Raw genomic sequence first — 23,773 nt, forward strand, 5'->3', positions numbered from 1 at the left:
CCTGCTGCTCGCCGATCCGGTGCTCACGCTCGTCGGTTGCGTCGGTTCGACGGCGGGGGCTCCGGCATCGGCTGCCGCGCCTCCGATGCCGCGCGTGACGTCTCGACTCTTGGTCAATCTGGTGGAGCGCAGTGCATGATGTCCCGATGAACGTTGGAGAGTTCCCCCGGCCGGATGGAGTGATGCCATCGTCTTTGCCCCTCCTGGAGCCATCGTGTGAGTCATGTGCTCCATCTACATGTGGAACCCGAGGGAGACGTGCGAAACCCGCGGGGGACGCAGCCTGAGCGGAGAGAAGCTCCTCTGGAATCGGCTGCTCGGATGGTTCAGTAGCTGAGGCGGCGGGTAATTAGCATGACAACTTCTTTCTTCATGGCCATCCTTGTGCCATTTTTCATCTGGGTACTCTGGCTAGCGGTGGTTCGCAGGAAGGACGGTGGAAATCTTCCTTCTCGCCTCGCGTGGGCACTGGCAAGCGGCACAGGAATTCTGGTCATGTTTGGAACGGCAACATCCAAATTCGCGGAACCAGCCACAGATAGGGACATCCTTACAAGCGACATGTCCTTCGCTCGTCTGGATGGATGCTTTCTGATCGCTGGCGCAGTAGTTTCAACCCTCATTCTGCTGGTTCTTTTCTTTGCATCAGGTGAAGGAGGGGGCGATACTCCTACGCAATCCGAGAAGTCGCCGAAAACCGAAAAAGACGCTTCTCATAGGCTAGGGGACGACTGGTGACATCACCTGCCATCTTCGTCCGAGTACATGAAGCCATGGCTTCCTCAGCCACAACCGCTTCTTAGGCTGGCCAGGTACGGCGACTGGCCGGAAGAGCACGGTGACGGTCGAACCGGACCGCGAAGGCGTCGCCGTCGTCGCGCCGCGCGCGCTCCCAGAGGTCCGCCTCGGGGGTCTCAGAGTCCGTCACAGTAGGAAGTGTCCGCCGACACCACTGATGTCACATCATCGTCAAACGCCGGCCCGGATCCGCAATCGAACGACGGACCTGACGCAGTGGACCATCCCCGCACGGGACACCGGTAGTTCGGTCGATCAGACGGGTCGCACGCATGCTTCGTCTATCGCTTCCTGTTCGTCGTCGGTCAGCATCGCTGCGCTCGTGCTGGGGAACCAGCCCTGGTTCGGCCACTGGTCGATGAAGTCGGTTCGGCTGGGGGCCTCGGGGTTCTCGATGCCGTTCGCTTCGTAGCAGGGCACGAGGTACTCGGTGAGGTAGCTGTAGAGGTAGTCGATCTGCTCGGACGTCATGGGCACCACGGGGGTCGTGGGATAGCTCGACCAGCAGGTGAACGCGGCGACCGATTCGGCTTCCGTCGAGGCGGACGTCATGATGCTGACGGGTCCGCCGCCGGCGGCGTTCGAGCCGAGGTCGACCGGCAGGCCGGCCGCGGTGAGGCAGCCCAGGAGTGCTGTCGAGTCGTTCGGGTCGCGGTATTCCTGGAACGGGTCGGCGGGTCTCGTCGCGTCGGGGAAGCCGGCCAGGACTCCTTCCCATTGGCGGTCCTGCTCCTGGATGCGCAGCTGCTCCTGCTCGTCGGGCGCGAGAGGTGCAGGGGCGGGAGAGGGACCAAGATCGGGCATCGGCTAGGCGACGACAGAGGAAGCGGTCGCCTCGGGGGTGGGGCCAGGTGCGAGTGCCCACGTCGAAACCAGAGCGACCGCGAGGACGACGACGACTCCAGCGGCGACGATCCAGATCACTCTCGCACGGCCGGCTGGCTTCGGGTGAGTGCGGCTCTCGCCCAGGGCGGCGGCCGCGATGGATTCCGGTTCGTCGAAGGACCGCACGCGCTCGAGGGCTTCTGTCGGCTCGAGGCCGGCGAGCTCCTCATCGATAACGTCTCGGATCGCGGAGGCGACGTCGCGAGGGACGGGCCGTAGCGCCCGGTCGAGCCGCTTCAAGTAGGTCTGGACCTCGCGGGGTGCGCTGGTCGGGGTCATGTGTCGTCTCCTGCCACGATCGCTTGGACGGAACGGGTGAACGGCTCCCACTGGCGGCGGAACTCGCCCAGCTCGGCCTGTCCGGAGGGGGTGAGCTTGTAGTACTTCCGGACCGGGCCCGAACCGCTCTCCCCTGCGTAGGAGGTGATCAGACCGCGATCCTTCAACCGCCCGAGCACCGGGTAGAGCGTGCCGATGCTCGCGATCATGCCCAGTGACACCAGCTCCTCCGACAGGCGCCAGCCGTACATCGGCTCCCGCGACAGGAGCCCGAGGGCGCAGTACTCCACAACGCCCTTCCTGATCTGGGCCCCCAAGTCAACTGTCATGCTTTGCATGTTAGCGTGCGATGCATACTAGCGGTGGTGGGCTTTGTCGGTCCGGCTACCGCGCGACAGGGGGGACACAGATGCAGCACGATCAGGAGGAACCGTCTGGACAGCTTTCCGTCCTCACGCGTGCGCTGAGCGTGCTCGGCCAGATCCTGCTGGTCTTGCTGGTGGTCGCTGCGCTTCTTTTCCAGCTCGTAGCCGCCTGGACACCACTCGGCCGAGTACTCGCGGAGTGCTACAACCTTGGATGGGTGCCGGTCGAGGCGTACTGGTACGGCGCTTCCGTACTCGTCATCGCAGCTGCTGTGAGCCTCACCTCCTGGATGCGCCGGGCGGTCGACAGCTCAGGGGTCCTCGCTGGAACACTTCTCGCAGTCGGCGTCTTGACCGCGCTGCTGTTCGTCCTCGTTGCCTTCGTGAGTCTCGCGTTCTGGGAGCGGTGGCATGACTTCTCCGTCGCTGAATGGTTGGGCCAGTTCGTCGTCTACATCGCCGCCTACGCGACCCCTGCCCTCGCGCTGATCCTCGCTGCGCGCCTGATGTTCGTCCGACGCAAGGGCGAACCCCTTCCGCTGGCCGTACCGCCCGCCGCATTCCTGGCCTTCACGCTGGCGAGCGTGGCGTTCCAGGTCATTCGAAACTGGGTGGTGTGCTGAGCTCCTCACTCAGTAGCTCCGTCGTCTTCCCTGCGCGACTCCCCGATGACCGCCAGCCAGGCGGTCGCCCTCCACGGAGAAGCGTGATGGTCGCCGTACCGCCGCGTCGCTCTTCCTGCCCCGGCTGCGGATACTGTCGCGACCCGTCACCAACTAGGAGAACCCGTGTTCCTTGCGCTCCTCGCCGGCGCTCCCGCCGTGATCGGAGTCCTCTGGCTCGTCAACCTGTCAGGAGACGGGTCCCAGGAGAAGGTGCGGCGAGACACCTGCATCGGCGCCCTCGTCGTCAGCGTGCTGTTCATCGTCGGAGCCGTCGTCTACTGGTTCGTACCGGTGGACACGAGCAACGATGCTCAGGGGTCGTTCGGCGCTTCCGCTGTCGTCGTCGCCGCGCTGCTCCTCAGCGGCATCCTCGGCCTCGTCCTCACCCTGATCCTCCGGCTCACGATGCCGGGAGAGGCCAGCGTCGATCGCAGATGACGCTGAGCTCGGACGATCGGGCTCGCCGCAGGCCGCGCAGCGCGACTCAGCGCACCGTCGGAGCGCAGGTCCGGGCCGGGAGCCACTGCGGCAGAGCACGAGAGATCCGGTCGGCGCTCCGCCGTACTCTCTCCCTCATGACGGACTACACCCGACCCGCTGTCGAGGACCGCGTCTTCACCGACGAGGACGGTCGGCCCATCCCCTACGGCGATCGCTGGAGAGGTGGACCACCTCCGGACGAGAGCTACTCCGTCACCCGCGACACCGAGCGGTTCCGACCCGTCCACACGATCGCGGACGCCCTGCTCGAGTACCTCGCTCGCAGCTACGACGTCACGGTCGAGGACGACCCGGCCCTCGCCGCGCGAGACGAAGCCGAGATCTCCTGGGCCGCCCGCGCCGTCCGCGTGACCCCTCGGTCGGTCGACGCCGCCCCGCTCACGATCGTCTGGACCGTCTTCCCCGGTGTCCTCCTCCACGCCGGAGCACTGCAGCGGTTCAACTACCCCGTCTGCGGCTGCGACGCCTGCGACGACGACTGGACCGCCCTCGCGGACGACCTCGAGCGAACCGTCCTCGACGTCGTCGCCGGACGCTACGAGGAGAGCATCACCGCTCACGACGACGGCATCACCGTCGCCTACCGCATCGGAGGCGGTGGTGAGCTGGGCATGTCGAGCGGCTTCACCAACGAGGAGGGCGTGCATGAGGTGACCAGTCACGACGGGCAGCAGCTGTCCGCGCCCTGGAGCCGGGCATGGCAGGCCTGGCCGGAACGCCGGCGCTGACGGACGCTCCGCACGGAGTCACCCCAGCAGGAGCGCGCCGGTCGGGGCGACCGCGACCCCGCGCCGCTCTTGACCTCCCTCCCCTATCTTCCTATTCTTCGGTCATGCCCAGACGGAAGCAGGGAGCGGTCCTCCCCCTCGAGCTCGACCTCCTGGACGCGCTCATCGATGCGGGCGAGCCGACGCACGGCTTCGCTCTCGCCGCATCGCTCGCCAGTGGAGACCGCCGGCCGCTCACCGCGCACGGCACGCTCTACAAGGCGCTGGGGAGGATGCAGGAGCGCGGTCTCGTCTCGTCGTCCTGGGAGGACAAGGCGGAAGCGAACGCGCAGGGCCGCCCTCCGCGCCGCCGCTACGAGGTGACCGGCGAGGGACGCGCCGTCGCCCACGCGGCCGCCGCTGCCCGCTCGGGCTCTGCCGGTCGTGCCCCGTTAATCCTCGGTGGAACGGCGTGAGCGCCCGGTCGTCGGCGGCGGTGCGCCGCTCCACGGTCGCCGCGCTGCGCTGGTGCCGCATCTACACCCGCGGGCTGGATCCGCACTTCGCGACCGAGCGGGCGGAGGAGATCGCGTCCGACCTCTTCGAGCACACCCGGTGGGCCGAGGAGAGGGAGCAGGCTCCCCGCCGCACGGCTCGGCAGATCGCCTCGCGCACGGACCGGGGCGCCGGGGCGGATCTGCTGTGGCGCCGCGCCCGACTCCACGAGGGAAGCGCGGAGATGCTCTTCGACGCGCGAGTGGGGTCGCTCTCCACCGCCCTCTGGGCTGTCGTGTTCGTGCTCGTCCTGGCCTCCATCGTCGTCGGCGGGTGGGCGAGCACCCGCCTGGTCACGGCGAGTCCGGTGCCGTCCGCGACGACGGCACCGGTGTTCGCGGCGACCGCCGTCGCCGCGCTGGCTCTGCTGCTGCTCCTGCACCACCGGACACGCCGTGCCGGCGCCGTGCTGGGAGCGGTCGCCGTCTCGGTCCTCCCGACGGTCGCGGTCGACGCGCTCTGGTACGTCAGCGCCACGGTCCCCGTGCTCGTGTCCTCGGCGCCCTCCCTCGACCTCCTTCTCCTGCTGCTGGGGAACGCGCAAGGACTCGTCCTGCTCGCCGCCGCCCTCTGCTGGTCCATCGCCCGACGCCCCACCGGAAGCCAGGTCACGACATGACGGATCCCCGCCCTCGAGGCACCACCCGGCTGCGCGCCACGATCGCCCTCGCCGCGGGAGGACTGCTCCTCACGGCAGGCCTCGGCGCCGTCCTCGCCGCCACCACGGCGTCGGCCGTCCACGACTACGACGACCGCTTCGCCGCCGCGCGGGCGGCCGACCCGCCCGTCGTCGAGGAGGACGTCGCCTCGTCGCCGCTCCCCTCGGTCACCCCCGCCGCCCACGAGCCGGGCACACCGTTCGAGGAGGCGACGCCGACCGCCGCCCCTGACGGGCACCGGTACGACCAGTGGGGCGTCCGCCTCTACGACGTCTCCGACGCACCGGACGACATCACCTACCCGGCGAGCCTCGTCGGCGACGAGCTCGGCGATGCGGTCAGCTGGGTCGACATGCAGCTGCGCATCGCCGGCTGCATGCGCGAGGAGGGCTTCGACTACACCTTCAAGCTGTGGTGGGAGCGCTCGCCCGAGGACCGGGGCTCCGAGCCCCTCGCGGAGGACAGCGAGGCCATGGCCGCCCTCTACGGCACGAACCTCACCTCGACCGGCCCCTACGACTGGACGCAGGCCGGCTGCCAGGGCCGGATCGTGCACGAGATGGGCAACGACGACGCCCACTGATGCTCCGACGTCGGAGTCCCGCGACGTGCGTGTCCTCGCGGATGCGCGCCGACCGTGCGCCGCTCCCGTGGTGCGCTCAGACCTCGTCCTGTCGCGTCGTCCAGGCGATCAGGCGGCGGAGGATCTCGCGGTGCTCGGGCGACTCGAAGGAGCGGGCGTCGTGGCCGAGGGCGTCGTAGGCGACGCGGCCGTGGTCGTCGCCGGCCTCGCGCAGCCAGATCAGAGGGTGCTCGACGCCGTCGTGCTCGTGGACCGCGACGACCTCGTTGTCGGCGGCGGTGCGGAGGGACGTGTAGCGCTCGTCCTGCAGGACGAAGTCGCCGATCCCCGCGGTGAGCGGGTGCCCGAGGAGGCGGACGCGGGCCTCGCCGTGCTCGGGGTGGAAGGACGTCCCCCGCTCCCACCGGCCGCCGATCGCCTGCTCCCACTCCGGCGCGTCGACGAAGCTCGTCGAGGAGGCGTGCAGCGCGAGCACGGGGGCACCTGAGGCGAGCAGGTGTCGGAGGCCGGCCCGCGCGGTGGCGGCGGGCGACGGTGACCCGTCCCGGGGCAGCCCGACGTTGACGACGACGAGATCCGGAGCGTCCTCGAACCGCCGCAGCGCGTCGTCCACGTCCGGCGCGACGGTGAGCGCGAAGCCCGACTCGCGCAGGATGCTGCCGACGCACTCGGTCGTCTCCGCGAAGGGATGCCAAGGATCTATGTATCGGCCGGCACCGGCGAGGACGAGGGCGGAGAGGGTTCGCGACACGCTCGGAGCCTAGACGGGGGTCGGGAGCGCGTGCCTCGACCCGGTCCTCGACGCCGCCCGGAGGCACGGCGCTCCGGGCGGTCACTCCCCGCTGGTCTGAACGCTCGCCACGTCGTCGCAGGTCGCCGTCATCGCGGCGACGACCGCGGGGTCGTCCTGCGCGAGGTCGTCGCCGCCGCTCGTTACAGCGCCGTTGGTCGCGGTGCGCCCGTCGGCCGAGAGCTCCACCTGCGTCGAGGTGATGCTGTAGTGTCCGTCGGCGTCCCGCGCGGCGAGGACGCCGGAGATCGAGTGGTGGCCGTCGGCGTCGGCCGTGCCGCAGGTGACGCCCGTGCCGGCGTCGCCGAACCCGGCGAGCACGAATCGGTAGGGCTGCCCGTCGACGCCGAGCGGCGTCACGAACGCGCAGTCGGTGAAGGCGAAGAGCGCGGCGGTCCTGCCGTCGCTGAGGACGGTCGCCGCGAGGGTCGGGCTCACCGCGACCGTCCAGCCGCGGTGGGTCGCCGGGCCCGCCAGCGTGTCCTGCTGCAGGAAGGTCGCGCCCGAGGCGGTGCGGATGCCGTAGGCGAAGCCGCCGTCCTCGTCGTAGAACGCCTGGTCCGCCCGGCCGTCGCCGTCCACGTCGCCGATCTCCGCCGTCGCGACGCCGGCCGGGACGGGGGTGTCGTTCGGGGTGCAGCCGGCCGACGACGCGGGCGGTGCGGACGACGGTGCCGACGCGGAAGGGCTCGCCGGTGCGGCGGTCGCGCTGGACGCGGCCGTCGACGTGGACGCCGAGGGCGCCGTCGACGCCGGCGTCTCCTGAGCCGCCCCCGAGCAGCCCGTCACGCCGGCGAGCCCGCCGAACACCGCGACGGAGAGCACGAGCAGACGGGGCGTGAACGGACGGGACTTCCTGCTAGCCGAACGAACCATGACGACCTCCTCCTTCACGATAGGACTGCCGCGCCGCTCGCGCCTCCTCGGGATCTCCACCTCGACTCCTCCCGGTCTCCCGGCGCGGGCTCAGCGTCCCGGCAGGGTGTCGAGCGACCGGGAGCGCGCGGCGAGGAGCTCGGCGTAGGTGCCGTCCCGCTCGGCCCAGCGCAGTCGCTGCGCGGCCCGGACGACGATCTCGTCCGGAGTCGGCTCCTGCTTCAGCAGCTCGAGGACCTCGTCGAGGTAGGCGTCGAGGGGCAGGGCGGCCGGGTTGACGGCCTCCTGGCCCGCGGTCGCGACGGCCGGCGGGACGAGCTCGGTCACCCGGACGCCCGTGCCGGCGAGCTGCGCCCGCAGAGACTCGGTGTACGCGTGGACGCCCGCCTTCGACGCGCCGTAACTGGGCATCAGCGGGAACGGCAGGAAGGCGATCCCCGAGGACACCGTGACGATGTCGCCGCCGCCCCGGCCGAGGAGGTGCGGGATGAAGGCGTCGACGGCGCGGATCGTGCCGAGCAGATTGACGGCGACGGTCCGCTCCGCGGTGGCGAAGTGGGCGGGGTCGCGGAGGTCCTCCTGGAGCAGGACCCCGGACATGGTGACGACCGTGTCGAGGCCGGGATGCGCCGCCAGCACCTCGTCCCTGGCCCGGCTCACGGAGTCGGCATCGGTGACGTCGATCCGGACGGTCTCGAGGTCCTCGACCCGGTCGGTGTCGCGACCACCGACGACGACGGTGCTGCCGGCGGCGGCGAAGCGACGGGCGAGACCGAGGCCGATGCCCGAGGTGCCGCCGATGACGAGGACGGTGCGGTCGGTGATGTCCATGGTGTCTCCTCCTGGGGGAACGAGTCCGCGGTGAACGGCTCGGCCCGATGGTCGCCGCCGCCGACGCGGGCAGCCAGGTCCCGGCGGATCCGGGGAGTGGCAGGGCCTCTCTCCGCGCGCGACCGGGTGGGTATCGTCGGCCCCATGGATGTCGACGCACCGGCGAACGCGCTCGGCGAGTACCTGCAGGCCCGGCGCGCGCTCGTCGCTCCCGAGCGGGTGGGCCTGCCGTCGGGGACGCGGCGGCGGGTGCCGGCCTCCGCCGCGAGGAGGTCGCCCTCCTCGCCGGCATCAGCGCCGACTACTACGTCCGGCTCGAGCGCGGCCGCGACGACAACCCCTCCGCGCAAGTGCTCGAGGCCCTCGCCCGCGTCCTGCAGCTGGACGACGTCGAGACCGCCTGGCTGCACGACCTCGCCGCGCCGAAGCCCCGCGTGCGGCGGCGCGCGCGGCCGGCGGAGCAGGTCCCCGCGCGGCTGCACCACCTCCTCGCCGCGCTCGACGTCCCCGCGTTCGTCGAGGGCCGCTACTTCGACGTCCTCGCCTCGAACCGGGCGGCCGTGTCGCTCTCGCCGCGGCTCGCCCCCGGCCACAACCGCCTGCGGTCGCTGCTGCTCGATCCCGAGGAGCGCCTCTTCCACCGCGACTGGGAGACGGCGGTCGAGTCGTTCGTCGGCGTGGCCCGGCAGACCCTCGGCCAGGACGCGAGCGACCCCCGCGCGGTCGAGCTCGTCGGCGAGCTGTCCCTCGCCAGCGCCCGCTTCCGCACCCTCTGGGCCCGGCACGACGTCCGCCTGCTCCGGGGCGGCACCGCGACGATCGACCACCCCCGGGTCGGCCTCCTCGATCTGCACCGCGAGAAGCTGCCGGTGGACGGGCTCGTCCTGGTGATCTACTACCCCGACGATCACGGCGACAGCGGGGACAGGCTCCGCCTGCTCGCGGCCTGGGACGGCAGCACACCCGAGTCCGCCCTCGGGGCGCGCGACTGAGGGTCCCCGGGACGACGTCAGAGCCGCGGTGCCCGCGGGGACGGCGCAGGAGTCCCGGTCCTCGGCGGACGGTCCCCCTCGGGCTCCGGCTCGTCGGTGAGGCGCAGCCCGCCCGGGGCGTAGGAGTCCGCGATCCAGCGCCGCACCCAGGCCTGGTTGAGGACGACGCGATCGGCACTGGCGTACCGGAACCGGAGCGCGCTCGCGGGATGCAGCCAGATCGAGGTGCGGCCGCTTCCCACGGCCGGCAGGTCCTTCCAGGAGAGGTAGAAGCTCTCGCCCCGGCCGAGCTTGGTGCCGATGACGACCTGGAGGTGACCGAGGAGGCGGTCCTCGAAGTCCACGTCGAGCCGCGAGTCGTAGACGAGTCGTCCCATGGGGATCCTGACGTCGGGTGCATCCGGAATGGATGCCGTGGCCACGCGAAAGGGGTCCGGATGGGGTCGGAACGGAGGCTACGCCCGAACGGGCCGGAATCCTCACGCTTCGTCGATATCGGTGCGACATCTTCCTCCGGGCTCCGCCGAGCGCTTCCCAGAGCGACTCGCGAGGTCTAGGTTGCAGACACACGGGGTTCCGGATCCGAATCGGAGGCCGTGAGGAGGGGGCTCACCGTCCTGGCGGCGCCGCCTCTGCGCGGGTTCCCGTCGGCTGCGCGCACTCCGGCGTGACCGACGGGCGCCGCAGTGCGGAGCCGACCCGGCGCGCGCGGCAGTGCGAGCGCCTCGCACCGCAGGACGAGCGGCGGGTCCGCGGCACGGGTCGCTCGCCCGGCACTTCTGTCCGCAAGCGGACATGTCCGCTAGAGGATCTTGCCGCGGGCACTCCCCCACTGCGACACTCGCCCCGATGAGCACCCACGGCGTCCGCGACCCCCGCCCCTCCGACGTCGCGAGGCGCACCGTGCTCGGGGCGGCCTGGTCGACCCCGGTCGTCGCGGTCGCGACCGCCGCGCCGATGGCGGCGGCCAGCACCGCCGGGCTCACGGCCCGCCTGTCCTGGGACGGCCCGAGGGGCGTCCAGACGGAGTCGTCCCTCCTGTTCCTCACCCTGGAGTCGCCCCCGCGAGGGACGCCGGTGGTCCGCGGGACCGGCACTCTCACCCTGACGGTCCTCGAGCAGTACGCCTTCTCCCCGGCGAGGTCGGTCGTCGCGCCGACGGGGTGGACGGTGATCAACGACAACGGCCGGACGATCACGATCCTCGCCCCCGACGGCGTGAGCGCGGGGACGAAGGGCTTCAACGTCGAGTGGGGCGAGCTGTCCGGCAACTGGACGACCACGGCCACCTGGACCGAGAGCGAGGTCACCGGCTCCGTCTCGTCGACCATCGAGATCGGGCCGCGGGGCTTCCCCGTGCTCGAGTGGCTGACGAACCCCGCCGTCGTCGGCGGGACGTCGACACTCCGGCTGCTGGTGCCCGCCGACTGCTACGCCATCGGCTACCCCGGGCTCCTGCTGATCCCCGCCGAGTTCTTCGACGCGTCGACGATCGCCCTGCCCGCGGGCTGGAGCGTCGTCGACGAGGACAGCGCCGCGTTCGCCTACCTCACCGGTCCGACCGTCGCCGGCGCGGCCGACTTCGCCTTCACGTTCGGCCCGGGCTCGACCGCGACCAGCCCTGTCGTGCAGTGGATCTCCCCGACGGCACCGGGGACGACGCCGATCCAGCCCCGCCCGCCCCTCCGGCTCACGCCCGCCTGACGCGCCGCCGCCGGCGCGCGGCTGCCGGCGGGTCTCGATACGCGCCTGCGGCGCTACTCGACCAGCATGGAAGGCGCGGAGCCGCATGCATCTTGCACCGCAGCATGCGAGGCGTGGAACTGCATGCCGCCTGCAGCGCACCCATGCTGATCGAGTAGCCCGCGCAGCGGGCGTATCGAGATCCACCATCACCGACACATCAGGCGACAGCAGGTCTCGATACGCGCCTCCGGCGCTACTCGACCAGCATGCAGAGGGCTCCGCCTCCGCCTGCTGCGGTGCGGCGCACCGCGTCGCCGGCTAGGCCGGGTTCAACTTCAGCAGCCGGGTGACCGCGATCATCGCGCCGCCCACCACCGCGGGGATCCCGCCGCCGGGGTGCACCGACGCTCCGACCCGCCACAGCCAGGGCCGCAGGCGGTCGTGGTACGCGGGCCGGTGGAAGGGCCCGCTCTGCCAGGAGGGCCGCGCCGCGCCGTAGAGCGCGCCGTGCGGTTCGCCGCCCTCGCCGTAGTACTGCGGATCGAGCACCGTCTGCTCGTCGAGGAGGTCGGTGAGGAGCCCGTCGAGCCCCATCGCCCGCGAGACGCGCTCGACCTCGCGCCGCACGAAGGGGTGCTCGGCGGTGTACCGGCCGCCGTCGGCGGGCGCGGTCAGCAGCACGCCGAGGGTGCTGTGCGGATTCGGGTACACCTCGCCCGCGCGGTACTGGTTGACGAACACCATGGTGTCCGCCGGCTCGTCGCCCGCCTCGAGGCTGCGGTGGAGCGCGGCGGGCCGCGTCGGCAGCACCACGCTGTGCGTCGCGATGCTCGCCGGCAGCTCCTCCCGCAGCACGCCGTACAGCGCGATCGCCGAGCAGGAGAGGGTGCGGGGGCGCAGGCGGGGCAGCGCCGGGAACCGCGACGGACCCGTCAGCGCCTCGAGCCGGTCGGCGTCCAGAGCGCTGACGACGAGGTCGGCCGCATAACGCCCGGCGTCCGTGGTGACCGACCCGCGCTCGATGCGGACGACCGCCTCGCCGGTGCGCACCTCGACGCCGGCCGCCTCGGCCAGCCGGCCCAGCGCCAGCACGATCTCGTAGACGCCGCCGCGGGGCACCCAGACCCCGGTTTCGGCCATGATCGCTGGCATGCTCGCGTAGAGGGCGGGGGTGCGCGCAGGCGAGACACCCGCGTTCAGGGTGTGGATCGCGATGATCTCGCGCAGCCCCTCCGGCAGCCAGGGCAGGCCGTCGAGGTAGGCGCGCGTGGTGAGGCGCGAGCCGTAGACGGCCAGCAGCCGGCGCAGCGCCGGGAGGGCGGCCCGGTCGAGCGGATCGGCGAGCAGCAGCTCGGTCACGTCGTCGGCGAGGGGCGCGTGCAGCTCCGAGAAGCGCCGCCAGGCCGGGTACCAGGGGTGGTCCGGCGCGACCGGCAGCGAGGTCTCCTCGCCGTCGTAGTAGTAGCGGCCCACCTCAGGCATCCGCACCAGGTCGAGCCGGCCGGCGTTCCGGACGCGCTCGCCGTCGCCGAGGCGCCGCAGCAGCTCGTCCCACACCGCCGGGAACGTCACCAGGGACGGCCCGGTGTCGATGCGGTCCTCGCCCAGCTGCAGGCGGCGGCTCTTGCCACCGAGCTCGGCGGAGGCCTCGAGGAGGGTGACCCGGTGGCCGGTGTGCGCGAGCAGCGCGGCCGCGGTGAGCCCGCCGATCCCGCCGCCGACGACGACGATGCGGCTCATGCGGAGCCTCCCAGCACGATCGAGACCAGCAGCAGGACCCCGGCGAAGGAGCCCGCGATGTACGGGAAGGCGACCGACAGGCGGTACAGCCGGTGACCGGTCTCCGGCGTCGGGTCGCGCAGCAGGCGGACGACGAGGACGCCGGCGATCAGGAGGTTGACCGCGGCGACCGGCACGCTCACCAGGGCGAACAGCACCGTGGAGACGATCCACCAGGCTCCGCTCCACAGGGCCGTCCCGCGCGCCCCGAGCCGCACCGCGGTGGTGGTGATGCCCGCGTCGCGGTCCTCCACGATGTCCTGCACCGCGTCGAAGGCGTGCTTGGCCACGCTCCAGGCCATCAGCCCGAGGGCGGCCGGCCAGACCGGCGACACCTCGAAGGCGGCGGGCACGATGACCAGCGGCAGCGCGTAGGCCGCGTTGCTCAGCGAGTCGAGGAAGGGCCGCGCCTTGAAGCGCAGCGGCGGTGCGGAGTAGAAGACGAAGACGCCGGCGTAGAGCAGGATCGCGGCGTTCGCGAGCGGCGGCAGCGCGAGGAGGAAGTAGACCAGGAACGGGACGTTGGTCGCCGCCACGGCCCAGGCGATCAGCCGCACCTCGGACTGCCGGATCCTGGCGCCCTCGATCGAGCCCTTGCGGGGGTTGGACGCGTCCGTGTCCTGGTCGTAGACGTCGTTGACGCCGTAGATCAGCAGATTGAACGGCAGGGTGAGCCACAGGATGATCGGCAGGGCGCGCAGGTCGAACAGCGCGCCGGTGAGCCACACGGCGACGAGGCCGGAGCCGATGGTGTTGATCCAGAGCACCGGACGCGAGATGTGCACGAGGCGGCGCACGACCGCGCCGATCGCGAGCGGTGCGGTGCTCGCCGTCCGCTCACTGCGATCAGTCACCCGCCCGAGGCTACCGGGCCCCTCGACGCGGGGTGATGACTTGCGGGCCACACTGGGGGGATGCGTATGATGCTCGCCACCGCCGGCACCCGGGGCGATGTGGAGCCCTTCGCGACCCTCGCCCGGCAGGCCGTCGCCCGCGGTCACGAGGTCCTGCTGGCCCTGCCCGACGACGCGGACGCCCCCGAGGGCGTGGACACCGTGGCCCTCGGCCTGAACGCTCGGCGGGTGCTCTCCCCCGCCGGCCGCACCCCGTGGGCGCTCGCGAACCACCTGCGCCGGGAGGTGCGGCCCGCGATGCGGCGGATGCTCGCCACCGCGGTGCGGGAGACGATCGCCTTCGAGCCCGACGTGGTGGTCCACCACCCGCTGATCCTCAGCGCGCCGATGGCGGCGGACGCGCTCGGCGTGCCCCGCGTGCTGGTGGAGTTCGCGCCGGTGGCCACGCCGAGCGAGCGGTTCCCCGCCGCCGGAGGGCCCACCGCCACCCGCGACCTCGGCGCCTACAACCGGCACACCTACGCCGTGCCGCGCAGCGCCGCTCGGCTCTTCGAGGCCGACGTGGCCCGCGCCGCCGCCGAGCTGCCGGGCGGGCGTCGTCCGGACCGGCGGTCGCCGTCGCGCGCGACGCTCATGGCGGTGAGCCCTGAGCTGCTGCCGCGCCCCGACGACTGGCCGGAGCGGGTGCACCAGACGGGGGCGTGGTTCGCGGAGTCGGCCGCGTCTCCCGACCCCGCGGTCGCCGAGTTCCTGGCCGGCGGACCCTTCCTCGTCGCGTCGTTCGGCTCGATGGCGACCGGAGACGCCTCGGCTCGCGGCGACGCGATCGTCACGGCCGCCCGCGCCCACGGCCTGCGGGTGCTGCTCGTCACCGGATGGGGCGGACTCGCGCTGCCGGAGGAGTGCCGCGGCCCCGACGTGCTGGCGGTGCGGTCGGCGCCGTTCGACGCGGTCCTGCCGGGCGCCGCGCTCGCCGTGCACCACGGCGGGGCCGGCACCTCGCACGCCGTCGCCCGGGCCGGCGTGCCCACCGTCGTCGTGCCCGTCACCGCCGACCAGCCGTTCTGGGCCGCCCAGCTGCACCGGCGGGGCCTCGCCGCCGCCCCGGTCCCGCTGCGCCGCCTCTCGGCCGCCACCCTCGTGCCCGCGATGAGCGACGCCCTGTCGCGGCGGGAGCGGGCGGCCGAGGTGGGCCGTCTCCTGCGGACCGAGCACGGGGTCCAGCGGGCGGTCGAGGTGCTCGAGGCGCTCTGACTCAAGGCGCTCTGAGGCGGGCTCTCGACCCGTCGGCAGCCTCGTCCCGCGGGGCGTGCGGCACAATCCCGTGGCCGAGGAGGAGGTCGAGATCGTGCTGATCGAGACCGTCACCACCGCACACACCGGCGACGTCGTCGTCGCCGGCACCGTGCCGATCGCCGCGCAGCTGAACGGCTCCTCCGACCCCGGGGCCTGACCGCTCACTCGACGCGGGCGCCGCCCTGCTCGACGCCGGATCCCGATCGCCGGGCCTCCGCCCGGGTGTACTCTCTCCTCATCTGAGGTAAAAAGCAGTCCGCGCTCGTCCGCGGTCTGTGCGCACACGCGGCATCGAGTGATCCGCCACTTCTTCCCCGTGAAGGAGTGCGCCCATGGTGCCCGACGCCCCCGATCCGCCCCGCGAGGCACGGCCCCACGCCGCCTGCGCGAGGAGCGGATCGCCCTCACCGGCCTGTCGGCGGCGTCCCTGCTCGGGATGCTCGACAGCTCGATCCTCACCGTCGCCCTGCCCACCCTCGGCCGCGACCTGCACGCGTCGACCGCGGGCCGGCAGCGGGTGACCGGCGCCTCCTCGGCCGCGACCGGCGGCCGCCGTCCTCGCGGGGACCGGCTTCGCGATCCGTCAGCGCGCCGCCCGACCTCCTCCGCTTCGAGGACGCGATCACCGTCGCCGCCCTGACCCTCGCTCTCGCCGCCGCGGTGCTCGTCGCCGTCGGCGCCCTCCGTTCCCGCACCACCTCGACCCAGGAGACCACCGATGTCTGACACCGTCTCGCCCCCGCCCTTCGACCCCGAGCTCGCGACCTTCCTCGACCGGCTGCAGGAGCGCGGCCCCTTCACCCTGACCACGGCGATGCTCCCGCGCCTGCGCGAGCCGGAGACGACGGAGCAGGAGCTCGACGACGCCCTGCGCGCGCGCGGCCTCGAACGGCGCACCGTCACCGTCCCCGGGCACGACGGTGATCCGATCGACCTCGGCATCCTCCAGCGCGCCGGTCGCTCCGGCACCGCCCCCTGCTTCTTCACCATTCACGGCGGCGGCATGATGTTCGGCCACTACCTCGGGAACCTCGACTCCTACGACGACTGGCTGCTCACCCACGACGTCGTCCTCGTCACCGTCGACTACCGCCTCGCCCCCGAGCACCCCGATCCCTACCCCGTGGAGGACTGCTACGCCGGTCTCGTCTGGACCGCCGAGCACGCCGACGCACTGGGCGTCGACCCCGACCGCATCGTCCTGGTCGGCCAGAGCGCCGGTGGCGGACTCGCCGCGGGCACCGCCCTGCTCGCGCGCGACCGCCGGGGACCGTCGATCCTGGCCCAGATCCTGATCTCCCCGATGCTCGACGACAGCGATTCGACCGTCTCGACGAGGCAGATCGACGGGATCGGCGTCGCCGACCGAGCCATGACCCGGTTCGGCTGGGACGCCTACCTCGGCGCCCGGCGCGGCGGCGAGGACGTCTCCGTCTACGCCGCGCCTGCACGAGCCGGCGATCTGTCCGGACTCCCCCAGGCCTACCTCGACTGCGGCAGCGCGGAGGTGTTCCGGGACGAGACGGTCGCCTACGCGAGCCGCCTCTGGGAAGCCGGAGTCCAGGCGGAACTCCACGTCTGGCCCGGAGCGTTCCACGGCTTCACCAGCATGATGCCCGGCGCCGAGCTGTCCCGCGCCGCCGTCACCGCGCTGGCCCGGTGGACGACCCGCCTCCTGGAGGGACGACCGTGAGCGGCGAGCGGGCGGGGCGCTGAGCGGTTCGCGCGCCGCCCGTCCGCCGGGTCGGGCCGCGTCCCGCAGCGCGCGCCCGTCCTCCGCGGGGACTGCGACCTCAGGGGGAGGCTCGCGCCGAGCCCCGCGGCTACCGTGAAGGGATGACTTCGAACGAGAATCCCGCCGCGCCGGTCGCGGTCTGGTACTTCGTGGGAGCGACGTTCGTCGCCGCCCTGCCGATGATCCTGCTCCCGGACCTGCCCTGGCCGCTGCGCCTGGGCAGCATCGCGCTCGCGCTCGCCCTGATCGCGGGCGGCGGTGCGCAGCTGCGCCGCGAGAAGCGCGACGCCGCCCGTCGCGGGGACCAGCCGCCCGAGGCGTAGCGCCGGCCTCCGGAGAAGCCGAGCGCCGCCGCGCCCGGCTTCCCCGGTCGAGAGCGTCGACTCCTCATCCCGGACCCTCTCCACTCCGCTGTGCGACACCGGCGGGGCGGGGCGGATGATGGTCAGGTGAACCGCACCGATCGTCTCTACGGGCTCGTCGAGGAGCTGCGAGCGGTCTCGCCCCGGCCGCGGAGCGCACGCCGCCTCGCCGAGCGGTTCGAGGTGTCCGTGCGGACCATCGAGCGGGACCTGTCCGCACTGCAGCAGTCCGGACTGCCGATCTGGGCGGAGCCGGGCCGGACGGGCGGCTACGTCATCGACGCGTCCGCGACCCTCGGCCCCGCGGGATTCACACTCGACGAGGCCCTCGCCGTGCTGATCGGCCTCAGCGCGCTGGAGCGCAGTCCCTTCCGTCACGCAGCCCGGACCGCCGCCCGGAAGACGCTCGCGGTCCTGCCGGACGGGGAGGCCGCCCGTGTCGGCGCGGTTGCCTCGCGGGTGCACTTCCTCGAGAGCGAGGAGGAAGCGGTCGTTCCGGCGGAGTTCGCGACAGCCCTTCGAGCGGAGCGGGTCGTCCGGCTCCGCTACCGGGACAGCAGCGGTGCGGAGTCCGTGCGCGACGTCGAACCGCTGGGCTCGATCGGGAAGGAGGAGCACTGGTACCTGATCGCCTGGTGCCGGCTGCGCGAGGGGGTCCGCGCGTTCCGCGGCGACCGCATGCTGTCGGTCGAGATGACCGAGGAGCGGACCCCGCAGCGGACCCTCCGAGCCGAGGACCTCGCGCTCCAGTACGGACGGCTGCGGTCCGTCGTCGACGGCTGATCCGGCGTGCGGATCTCCCGGCGACGCCGACGATCTCCGGAAACACCGACAGGACGGTGTCGCGACGACCGGCGAGCCTGGTGGGACGAACTCACCCTCACCCCTGAAGGAGCCCCATGTCGTTCACCTCCCTCCGCATCGTCACCGACGACCTCGAAGGCCTGGTGGCCTTCTACGAGAAGGTCATCGGCCGACCAGCCGAGCGCCCGGCGCCGGTCTTCGCGCAGTTCACCGGAGCGGGCGCGACCCTCGCCATCGCGCACGCCGCGACGGTCGGGATGCTCCACGGCGCCGTCACCCCTGCGTCGAACCACTCCGTCCTGCTCGAGTTCGAGGTGGCCGACGTCGACCGCGCCTTCGGCGAGCTCGGACCCGGGAGCGAGGACGTGGTGCTCGCACCGACCACCATGCCCTGGGGCAACCGCTCCGCCCTCGTCCGCGACCCGGACGGCAACGTCGTCAATCTGTTCAGCAGGCCCGCCCCGCCCCGGGCCTCCTCCGACGCCCTCTTCCGGACATGACCGCTAGAGGACGTTGCGGCCCGGATCGGGCAGCTGTCACGGTTCGAGAGCGACCGATGACGGTCGGCCCCACCCGACCCGAAAGCCGCCCATGCGCTCCGCCTCCCTCCCGACCACCGCCGACATCCCTCCGTCCCGCACTCCCCGGCGACTGGCAGCCGTGCTCACCACCGTGACCACGACGGTCGCACTGCTCCTCACCGGCGTCGGACCCGCCGCCGCCGCGGAGACACCGCCGACGGCGCCCGCGGGCGGGATCGCGATCTGGGGCTGGAACTACTACGGCCAGAAGAACGTCCCCGCCGACGTGGGCGGCCTCGTCGCCGTCTCGGGGGGCGGCTTCCACAGCGTCGGCCTGCGGGACGACGGGACGGTCGTCTCCTGGGGGAACGACCGGTCGGGCCAGACCGCGGTCCCCGGCGACCTGAAGCCGGTCATCGCGGTCGGCGCGGGATGGATCCACAGCCTCGCCGTGCAGAACGACGGGACCGTCATCACGTGGGGCGGCCAGGGATCGGGAGAGATCGTCCCTCCCGCGGGCCTGACCGATGTCGTCGCCGTCGCCGGCGGCGAGCAGTTCAGCCTCGCGCTGCAGAAGAGCGGCACCGTCGTGGGCTGGGGGCAGGATGCGACGACGAGCAACGCCGTCCCGGCGGGCCTGACCGGCGTCACGGCCATCGCGACCGGCTTCGATCACAGCCTCGCGCTGAAGGACGACGGCACGGTGGTCGCCTGGGGCACCGGACCGCAGGTCACGGGCATGCCGGCCGGCCTCAGTGGCGTGGTCGGCATCTCGGCCGGCTGGTACCACAGCCTCGCGGTGACGAGCGACGGGACCGTCGTCGCGTGGGGGTCGGACGAGTACGGGCAGACCGATGTCCCGGCGAACCTGACGGACGTCGTCGCGGTGTCCGGCGGCGCGCGACACAGCCTCGCCCTCCGGAAGGACGGGAGCGTCGTCGGCTGGGGCAGCAACGAGGACGGGCAGCTCGATCAGCCCATCGGCGTCGTCGGTGCCCGCCCCACCGCGCTCGTCGCCGGCGGCTACCACAGCATGGCGCTCGGCGCCCGACCGGCCCTCACGGCGGACGCTCCCCCGGCGACCACGGAGGTCGGGGCGCCCTACTCGTACACGTTCGCGGCGGACTCCGCCTCCGCCACCTTCTCCCTCGCCTCCGGCAGCCTCCCGCCCGGCCTGACCCTCGATCAGGCGGGCGAGCTGTCCGGCGCGCCGACCGAGCCGGGCGACTCCACCTTCACCGTGGCGGCGAGGACGAGCTTCGGCAGCACCAGCGGCGCCCAGCACACGATCCGCGTCGCCGCGACCGCGGTGGTTCCCTCGCTCTCGGGAGACGCCCCCGCCGGCACGGTCGGAACCGCCTACGACTTCGGCTACACGATCACCGGCACGCCGGCGCCGACCGCCACCCTGCTGTCCGGCAGCCTTCCGCCCGGCCTGTCCCTCAGCTCGAGCGGTCGCGTCACCGGCACCCCGACCGCGGCGGGGACGTCCTCGTTCACCGTCCAGGTCTCGAGCAGCGCGGGCTCCGCGCAGCTCGCCGACTCCCTCACGATCGCGCCGACGGCCGTCGCGCCGAGCATCTCGGGGACGGTCGCGGCCGGCATGGTCGGCTCGGCGTACGACTACACCTACACGGTCACCGGCTCCCCCGCCCCGGCGGTGTCACTGAAGTCCGGGACGCTCCCGCCCGGACTCGCCCTCGAGCCGACCGGCCGCCTCTCCGGCACGCCCACCACGGCGGGCACCTTCGTGTTCACCCTCCAGGCGACCAACGCCGCCGGGAGTGCGACGGCGACCAGCACGCTGACCGTGTCGCCGCAGAAGGTGACCGCGCGCGCCGATCTGCGCGTCGACCTCTCCGGGCCGACGTCCGCGGTCAAGGGAAGGACCGCCGTCTACACCCTCACCACGACGAACGCCGGGCCGTCCACCTCGAGCAGCGTCTTCTCGAAGGTCGTCCTCCCGCCGAACACGCAGTTCGTGTCCGCCACCGGCACGTACACCCGCGTCGGGAACCTCGTCGTCTTCCAGCGCTCGAAGCTCACGAACGGGCAGAGCGTCACCGAGAAGATCACGGTCACGGCGACCGCCACCGGGAAGGGCACCGCGCTCGCGACGACGTTCTCGGTCAGGACCCCCGATCCGTCGATCCGCAACAACGCCGACACCGCGGCCACCACGGTGCGCTGAACCTCGGCGGACGAGGGAGGCGGGCGGTCCTCGCCGACCACCCGCCTCCCTCACCGTCCTCCCTCGGAACCGCCGGAGCACCTCGACGCTCAGGGCCGGAAGACCGCCCGCACGCAGCCGTCGGTCTTCTCCTTGAACATGGCGTAGCCGGCGGGGCCGTCCTCGAGCGGCATCACGTGCGTGGCGAGGTGCTCGGTGACGATCTCGTCCCGCGCCATCCTCTCGAGGAGCATCGGGATGTACCGGTGCCCGTGCTGCTGAGCGGACCGGAGCGTGAGGCCCTTGTTCATCACCGCCCCCAGGGGGAACTTGTCGACGAAGCCGCCGAAGACGCCCAGCACGAAGACGCTGCCGCCCTTGCGCGCGGCGAAGATCGCCTCACGCACGGCAGTGGGCCTGTCCGTCTGCAACCGCAGCTGCTGCTTCAGCTGGTCGTAGGCGAAGTCGGGACCGTCGCGGTGCGCCTCCATGCCGACCGCCTCGATGCACACGTCGGGGCCGCGTCCGCCCGTCAGATCGCGGAGCTCGGCCGTCACCTCGCTGGTCTCGTAGTTCATGGTCTCCGCGCCGATGACCTGCTCGACCTGGGCCAGCCGCTCCTGGAAGCGGTCGATCACGATGACGCGCTCGGCGCCGAGCAGCAGCGACGCGCGCGCCGCCATCTGCCCGACACCGCCGGCGCCCCAGACCGCGACGGTGTCTCCGGGCCGGACGCCGCCGAGGTCCGCTCCCATCCACCCGGTCGGAGCGGCGTCGGAGGCGAAGAGCGCCCTCTGGTCGCTGATCCCCTCGGGAACGGCGAAGGCGCCCTGGTCGGCGTACGGCACGCGGATGTACTCGGCGTGACTGCCGGCCCACCCGCCCAGCGCGTGGGAGTAGCCGTAGCAGCCGCCGGGCGCCTGGCCCCAGAGCATCTCGGGGATCCCCGCGTTCGGGTTGCCGTTGTCGCACAGGGAGTAGAGCTCGTTGCGGCAGTACCAGCACTTCCCGCAGCTGATGAACGAGCAGACCACCACACGGTCGCCGACCCGGTGCTTCGTGACGGCCGATCCGACCTCGACGATCTCGCCGATGAACTCGTGCCCGAGCACGTCGCCCGCTCGCATGGTCGGGACGTACCCGCCGAGGAGGTGGAGATCCGAGCCGCAGCTCGTGCTCAGGGTCACCTTGACGATCGCGTCCTGAGCATTGAGGATCCCGGGATCCTCGACGGTCTCGACCGAGAGCTCGTTCACTCCGGTCCAGCACAGAGCCTTCACAGCACACCCTCGCCCTTCGCCTCGTCCTCTGCCTTGTCGACCGCGCCACCGAGCAGGGTGCGCGGTCGTTCTCCGTGCGGTCTCGGGGTCGCCCGCAGGACCTCGCCCGTCTCGAAGATCTGCTTGGCGTCGCGCAGAGCCTCGCGCAGCGCCTTCCCCGGATCGTCGCCGACGCCCGCACCCTCGCGGACCCGGGCGTGCACCTCGAAGCCCTTGTCCCCGGGGGCCGGATCGATCCGGATCTCGAGCGACTCCGCCAGACGCGCCAGCGGCTCGGGATACCCGCCGCTCTCGAAGTCCCGGGCCTCACCCAGGACGGTGACCGCCTTCCACCCCTCCGGGTGGGCCCCGTCCCCGTCGGACTCCCGTTCCTTCTTCACGAGGGAACGGGCGACGAGGCCGGCCGCGACGCCTGCGAGGCCGACTCCGACTGCCGCAGCCGCTCTGCCGGCCATGATCACGCCGCCTTTCCGGGCTTGAGGACGACCTTGGTCCAGCCGTCGTCGCGGTTGTCGAAGTGCTCGTAGGCGTCCGGTGCCTGCTCGAGCGGCAGCTCGTGACTGACGAGGAACGACGGCGTCGCCTTTCCCGCGGCGATCAGGTCGCGGAGCCGGCGGTTGTACTTCTTGACGGGCGCCTGCCCGGTTCCCATGGTCTGGCCCTTGAACCAGTGCAAGCCGATGTCGAAGGCGATCCGCCCCTCCTTCGCGAGCTCGTCGGGGCCGCCGGGATCCTGCGGCACGAAGACGCCGACGGTGCCGATCCGCCCGGTGACGCGCACCGACTGGACCAGGCGGTTCAGCGTGAGGTTCGGCTGCTCGTCGCCGCCGGGGTCGTGCGCCTGATAGCCGACGCACTCGCAGCCGTTGTCGGCGCCGAGCCCCATCGTGTGCTCGAGCACGGCCTGCACGGGGTCGACCTTCGAGTCGTCGATCGCGATCGCGCCGAGGGACTCCGCCAGTCGGAGACGATCCGGGTGCCGATCCACGACCATGACCTTGCTCGCGCCCTTGATGGTGGCCGACAGCGCGGCCATCAGGCCGACGGGGCCGGCACCGTAGATCACGGTCTGGTCCCCCGGCTTCACCCCCGCCATCTCCGTCGCGTGATAGCCGGTCGGGAAGATGTCGGCGAGCATCACGTAGTCGGCGGCCTTCTCCTCCGCGTCCTCTCCCAGCCGGAGGCAGTTGAAGTCGCCCCACGGCACCCGCAGCAGCTCGGCCTGGCCTCCGGCCCACGGTCCCATGTCGGCGAAGCCGTACGCTGCACCGGCCCACTCGGGGACGGGCTGAGCGGTGAGGCAGTAGTTGGTCAGCCCGCGCTCGCAGTTCTTGCAGTGCCCGCACGCCACGTTGAACGGCAGGACGACGTGATCCCCCACCGCGACCTTGTCGACGCCGTCGCCGACCTCGATCACCTCGCCCATGTTCTCGTGACCGAACCACCGCCCGGTCTCGAAGCTGGTGCGCCCCTCGTACATGTGCAGGTCGGACCCGCAGATGTTCGTGGTCGTGATGCGCACCAGCACGTCGGTGGAGCGCTCGATGCGCGCATCCGGGACGTCTCTCACCGCGACTCTGCGCGGCCCCTCGTACACCACTGCTCTCATGCTCGTTTCCCTCCCGTGCGTGACGTTCCGTGGAAGCCGCCGCAGGTCGGTCGACCCGGCGACACCTCGATCTCACGCCCTGCGGAACGGAAGGCACCATCGGCAGGACTGCCGATGCGGTCTTCCGTCGAGGGGGTCCCCGTGAAGGGGCTCCCGGTGGTACCCCAGTAGCAACGGTCTTCGGACAATCC

Annotated in this window: 28 protein-coding genes and 1 pseudogene; 17 read left to right on the top strand and 12 right to left on the bottom strand. The window is 72.1% G+C overall.

Going from position 1 to position 23,773, the window contains the following annotated elements:
• Positions 1 to 354 precede the first annotated feature (354 nt).
• Complete coding sequence (locus EDF22_RS20480) at positions 355 to 738, top strand: hypothetical protein (protein ID WP_148059160.1); 384 nt, start codon at positions 355 to 357, stop codon at positions 736 to 738.
• A 315-nt stretch (positions 739 to 1,053) separates the two neighbouring features.
• Here the strand turns inward: EDF22_RS20480 and EDF22_RS08410 are convergent, their stop codons facing one another.
• From EDF22_RS08410 to EDF22_RS08420, 3 genes are read right to left on the bottom strand one after another with little or no spacing between them, the layout of a single operon-like run.
• On the bottom strand, positions 1,054 to 1,602 hold the full coding sequence (locus EDF22_RS08410) for a hypothetical protein (RefSeq protein ID WP_123703946.1): 549 nt from the start codon (positions 1,600 to 1,602) through the stop codon (positions 1,054 to 1,056).
• A 3-nt stretch (positions 1,603 to 1,605) separates the two neighbouring features.
• Entirely contained in the window at positions 1,606 to 1,962 is a 357-nt protein-coding gene (locus EDF22_RS08415; protein ID WP_123703948.1) for a hypothetical protein, read from the bottom strand.
• A complete protein-coding gene (locus EDF22_RS08420) occupies positions 1,959 to 2,291 on the bottom strand; it encodes a PadR family transcriptional regulator (protein ID WP_123704826.1) in 333 nt (110 codons plus the stop codon). Before EDF22_RS08420 ends, EDF22_RS08415 begins: the two co-directional genes overlap by 4 nt.
• Positions 2,292 to 2,371: 80 nt before the next feature.
• Here EDF22_RS08420 and EDF22_RS08425 point away from each other — a divergent pair, with 80 nt between their 5' ends.
• The 6 genes from EDF22_RS08425 (at position 2,372) to EDF22_RS08450 (ending at position 5,997) form a co-directional block, all read left to right on the top strand.
• The gene (locus EDF22_RS08425) at positions 2,372 to 2,950 is read left to right on the top strand and encodes a hypothetical protein (protein WP_123703950.1); all 579 of its coding nucleotides are present in this window, start codon (positions 2,372 to 2,374) and stop codon (positions 2,948 to 2,950) included.
• 165 nt (positions 2,951 to 3,115) lie between these two features.
• Positions 3,116 to 3,430: a hypothetical protein gene (locus tag EDF22_RS08430; RefSeq protein ID WP_123703952.1), complete on the top strand. Its 315-nt coding sequence runs from the start codon at positions 3,116 to 3,118 to the stop codon at positions 3,428 to 3,430.
• A 137-nt stretch (positions 3,431 to 3,567) separates the two neighbouring features.
• Complete coding sequence (locus tag EDF22_RS08435; protein ID WP_123703954.1) at positions 3,568 to 4,221, top strand: DUF6226 family protein; 654 nt, start codon at positions 3,568 to 3,570, stop codon at positions 4,219 to 4,221.
• A gap of 104 nt (positions 4,222 to 4,325) precedes the next feature.
• On the top strand, positions 4,326 to 4,676 hold the full coding sequence (locus tag EDF22_RS08440; RefSeq protein WP_123703956.1) for a PadR family transcriptional regulator: 351 nt from the start codon (positions 4,326 to 4,328) through the stop codon (positions 4,674 to 4,676).
• On the top strand, positions 4,673 to 5,374 hold the full coding sequence (locus EDF22_RS08445; RefSeq protein ID WP_123703958.1) for a hypothetical protein: 702 nt from the start codon (positions 4,673 to 4,675) through the stop codon (positions 5,372 to 5,374). The genes EDF22_RS08440 and EDF22_RS08445 overlap by 4 nt, the downstream gene beginning before the upstream one ends.
• The gene (locus EDF22_RS08450) at positions 5,371 to 5,997 is read left to right on the top strand and encodes a hypothetical protein (protein WP_123703960.1); all 627 of its coding nucleotides are present in this window, start codon (positions 5,371 to 5,373) and stop codon (positions 5,995 to 5,997) included. Before EDF22_RS08445 ends, EDF22_RS08450 begins: the two co-directional genes overlap by 4 nt.
• Positions 5,998 to 6,073: 76 nt before the next feature.
• Here the strand turns inward: EDF22_RS08450 and EDF22_RS08455 are convergent, their stop codons facing one another.
• The 3 genes from EDF22_RS08455 to EDF22_RS08465 all read right to left on the bottom strand — a co-directional run bounded on the left by EDF22_RS08455 (position 6,074) and on the right by EDF22_RS08465 (position 8,494).
• On the bottom strand, positions 6,074 to 6,748 hold the full coding sequence (locus tag EDF22_RS08455) for a ThuA domain-containing protein (RefSeq protein ID WP_123703962.1): 675 nt from the start codon (positions 6,746 to 6,748) through the stop codon (positions 6,074 to 6,076).
• An 81-nt stretch (positions 6,749 to 6,829) separates the two neighbouring features.
• A complete protein-coding gene (locus EDF22_RS20485; protein WP_148059161.1) occupies positions 6,830 to 7,663 on the bottom strand; it encodes a hypothetical protein in 834 nt (277 codons plus the stop codon).
• Between the two features lie 90 nt (positions 7,664 to 7,753).
• Complete coding sequence (locus tag EDF22_RS08465; protein WP_123703965.1) at positions 7,754 to 8,494, bottom strand: SDR family oxidoreductase; 741 nt, start codon at positions 8,492 to 8,494, stop codon at positions 7,754 to 7,756.
• A gap of 47 nt (positions 8,495 to 8,541) precedes the next feature.
• On the opposite strand from EDF22_RS08465, the pseudogene EDF22_RS21260 reads away from it, so the two are divergent.
• Together EDF22_RS21260 and EDF22_RS08470 are read left to right on the top strand one after the other, a co-directional pair.
• Positions 8,542 to 8,841 (top strand): annotated as a pseudogene (locus EDF22_RS21260) (hypothetical protein); the annotation flags it as partial.
• Between the two features lie 3 nt (positions 8,842 to 8,844).
• Positions 8,845 to 9,486 (top strand): transcriptional regulator, encoded by a 642-nt coding sequence (locus EDF22_RS08470; RefSeq protein ID WP_260303397.1) that lies wholly within the window; start codon positions 8,845 to 8,847, stop codon positions 9,484 to 9,486.
• A 17-nt stretch (positions 9,487 to 9,503) separates the two neighbouring features.
• Here EDF22_RS08470 and EDF22_RS08475 read toward each other — a convergent pair whose 3' ends face one another.
• Positions 9,504 to 9,863 carry an ATP-dependent DNA ligase gene (locus EDF22_RS08475; protein ID WP_123703966.1) on the bottom strand — a complete coding sequence of 120 codons (360 nt, stop codon included), beginning with the start codon at positions 9,861 to 9,863 and terminating at the stop codon, positions 9,504 to 9,506.
• A gap of 472 nt (positions 9,864 to 10,335) precedes the next feature.
• Here EDF22_RS08475 and EDF22_RS08480 point away from each other — a divergent pair, with 472 nt between their 5' ends.
• The gene (locus EDF22_RS08480) at positions 10,336 to 11,190 is read left to right on the top strand and encodes a hypothetical protein (protein WP_123703967.1); all 855 of its coding nucleotides are present in this window, start codon (positions 10,336 to 10,338) and stop codon (positions 11,188 to 11,190) included.
• A 300-nt stretch (positions 11,191 to 11,490) separates the two neighbouring features.
• On the opposite strand, the gene EDF22_RS08485 is transcribed toward EDF22_RS08480, so the two are convergent.
• A complete protein-coding gene (locus EDF22_RS08485; RefSeq protein ID WP_123703968.1) occupies positions 11,491 to 12,912 on the bottom strand; it encodes an NAD(P)/FAD-dependent oxidoreductase in 1,422 nt (473 codons plus the stop codon).
• Positions 12,909 to 13,805, bottom strand: a complete 897-nt coding sequence (locus EDF22_RS08490; RefSeq protein ID WP_123703969.1) for a UbiA family prenyltransferase — start codon at positions 13,803 to 13,805, stop codon at positions 12,909 to 12,911. Before EDF22_RS08490 ends, EDF22_RS08485 begins: the two co-directional genes overlap by 4 nt.
• Before the next feature lie 60 nt (positions 13,806 to 13,865).
• On the opposite strand from EDF22_RS08490, the gene EDF22_RS08495 reads away from it, so the two are divergent.
• From EDF22_RS08495 to EDF22_RS08530, 7 genes are all read left to right on the top strand, one after another.
• Positions 13,866 to 15,059 (top strand): glycosyltransferase, encoded by a 1,194-nt coding sequence (locus tag EDF22_RS08495; protein ID WP_123703970.1) that lies wholly within the window; start codon positions 13,866 to 13,868, stop codon positions 15,057 to 15,059.
• A 55-nt stretch (positions 15,060 to 15,114) separates the two neighbouring features.
• The gene (locus tag EDF22_RS08500) at positions 15,115 to 15,258 is read left to right on the top strand and encodes a hypothetical protein (RefSeq protein ID WP_221180895.1); all 144 of its coding nucleotides are present in this window, start codon (positions 15,115 to 15,117) and stop codon (positions 15,256 to 15,258) included.
• A gap of 561 nt (positions 15,259 to 15,819) precedes the next feature.
• The gene (locus EDF22_RS08510; protein ID WP_123703973.1) at positions 15,820 to 16,794 is read left to right on the top strand and encodes an alpha/beta hydrolase; all 975 of its coding nucleotides are present in this window, start codon (positions 15,820 to 15,822) and stop codon (positions 16,792 to 16,794) included.
• A 143-nt stretch (positions 16,795 to 16,937) separates the two neighbouring features.
• The gene (locus tag EDF22_RS08515; protein ID WP_123703975.1) at positions 16,938 to 17,159 is read left to right on the top strand and encodes a hypothetical protein; all 222 of its coding nucleotides are present in this window, start codon (positions 16,938 to 16,940) and stop codon (positions 17,157 to 17,159) included.
• Between the two features lie 126 nt (positions 17,160 to 17,285).
• Positions 17,286 to 17,981, top strand: coding sequence for a YafY family protein (locus EDF22_RS08520; protein ID WP_123703977.1), 696 nt, complete (start codon positions 17,286 to 17,288; stop codon positions 17,979 to 17,981).
• Positions 17,982 to 18,097: 116 nt separating this feature from the next.
• Entirely contained in the window at positions 18,098 to 18,502 is a 405-nt protein-coding gene (locus EDF22_RS08525) for a VOC family protein (RefSeq protein ID WP_123703979.1), read from the top strand.
• Between the two features lie 160 nt (positions 18,503 to 18,662).
• A complete protein-coding gene (locus EDF22_RS08530; protein WP_185038823.1) occupies positions 18,663 to 20,714 on the top strand; it encodes a putative Ig domain-containing protein in 2,052 nt (683 codons plus the stop codon).
• 89 nt (positions 20,715 to 20,803) lie between these two features.
• Here EDF22_RS08530 and EDF22_RS08535 read toward each other — a convergent pair whose 3' ends face one another.
• From EDF22_RS08535 to EDF22_RS08545, 3 genes are read right to left on the bottom strand one after another with little or no spacing between them, the layout of a single operon-like run.
• Complete coding sequence (locus tag EDF22_RS08535; protein ID WP_123703983.1) at positions 20,804 to 21,973, bottom strand: zinc-dependent alcohol dehydrogenase; 1,170 nt, start codon at positions 21,971 to 21,973, stop codon at positions 20,804 to 20,806.
• Positions 21,970 to 22,428, bottom strand: a complete 459-nt coding sequence (locus EDF22_RS08540; protein WP_123703985.1) for a hypothetical protein — start codon at positions 22,426 to 22,428, stop codon at positions 21,970 to 21,972. The genes EDF22_RS08535 and EDF22_RS08540 overlap by 4 nt, the downstream gene beginning before the upstream one ends.
• Positions 22,429 to 22,430: 2 nt before the next feature.
• Positions 22,431 to 23,543 carry a glutathione-independent formaldehyde dehydrogenase gene (locus tag EDF22_RS08545; protein ID WP_260303355.1) on the bottom strand — a complete coding sequence of 371 codons (1,113 nt, stop codon included), beginning with the start codon at positions 23,541 to 23,543 and terminating at the stop codon, positions 22,431 to 22,433.
• Positions 23,544 to 23,773 lie beyond the last annotated feature (230 nt).

Origin of the sequence: Rathayibacter sp. PhB127 (assembly GCF_003751665.1) — a bacterium.
Classification (GTDB): domain Bacteria; phylum Actinomycetota; class Actinomycetes; order Actinomycetales; family Microbacteriaceae; genus Rathayibacter; species Rathayibacter festucae.

Bases quoted from the DNA above. Each gene is read 5' to 3' on its own strand.
- EDF22_RS08515 (WP_123703975.1), top strand. From the start codon at position 16,938: ATGACTTCGAACGAGAATCCCGCCGCGCCGGTCGCGGTCTGGTACTTC.
- EDF22_RS08525 (WP_123703979.1), top strand. From the start codon at position 18,098: ATGTCGTTCACCTCCCTCCGCATCGTCACCGACGACCTCGAAGGCCTG.
- EDF22_RS08475 (WP_123703966.1), bottom strand. From the start codon at position 9,863: ATGGGACGACTCGTCTACGACTCGCGGCTCGACGTGGACTTCGAGGAC.
- EDF22_RS08540 (WP_123703985.1), bottom strand. From the start codon at position 22,428: ATGGCCGGCAGAGCGGCTGCGGCAGTCGGAGTCGGCCTCGCAGGCGTC.
- EDF22_RS20480 (WP_148059160.1), top strand. From the start codon at position 355: ATGACAACTTCTTTCTTCATGGCCATCCTTGTGCCATTTTTCATCTGG.
- EDF22_RS08440 (WP_123703956.1), top strand. From the start codon at position 4,326: ATGCCCAGACGGAAGCAGGGAGCGGTCCTCCCCCTCGAGCTCGACCTC.
- EDF22_RS20485 (WP_148059161.1), bottom strand. From the start codon at position 7,663: ATGGTTCGTTCGGCTAGCAGGAAGTCCCGTCCGTTCACGCCCCGTCTG.
- EDF22_RS08410 (WP_123703946.1), bottom strand. From the start codon at position 1,602: ATGCCCGATCTTGGTCCCTCTCCCGCCCCTGCACCTCTCGCGCCCGAC.
- EDF22_RS08450 (WP_123703960.1), top strand. From the start codon at position 5,371: ATGACGGATCCCCGCCCTCGAGGCACCACCCGGCTGCGCGCCACGATC.
- EDF22_RS08480 (WP_123703967.1), top strand. From the start codon at position 10,336: ATGAGCACCCACGGCGTCCGCGACCCCCGCCCCTCCGACGTCGCGAGG.
- EDF22_RS08510 (WP_123703973.1), top strand. From the start codon at position 15,820: ATGTCTGACACCGTCTCGCCCCCGCCCTTCGACCCCGAGCTCGCGACC.
- EDF22_RS08425 (WP_123703950.1), top strand. From the start codon at position 2,372: ATGCAGCACGATCAGGAGGAACCGTCTGGACAGCTTTCCGTCCTCACG.
- EDF22_RS08465 (WP_123703965.1), bottom strand. From the start codon at position 8,494: ATGGACATCACCGACCGCACCGTCCTCGTCATCGGCGGCACCTCGGGC.
- EDF22_RS08485 (WP_123703968.1), bottom strand. From the start codon at position 12,912: ATGAGCCGCATCGTCGTCGTCGGCGGCGGGATCGGCGGGCTCACCGCG.
- EDF22_RS08415 (WP_123703948.1), bottom strand. From the start codon at position 1,962: ATGACCCCGACCAGCGCACCCCGCGAGGTCCAGACCTACTTGAAGCGG.
- EDF22_RS08420 (WP_123704826.1), bottom strand. From the start codon at position 2,291: ATGACAGTTGACTTGGGGGCCCAGATCAGGAAGGGCGTTGTGGAGTAC.
- EDF22_RS08435 (WP_123703954.1), top strand. From the start codon at position 3,568: ATGACGGACTACACCCGACCCGCTGTCGAGGACCGCGTCTTCACCGAC.
- EDF22_RS08495 (WP_123703970.1), top strand. From the start codon at position 13,866: ATGCGTATGATGCTCGCCACCGCCGGCACCCGGGGCGATGTGGAGCCC.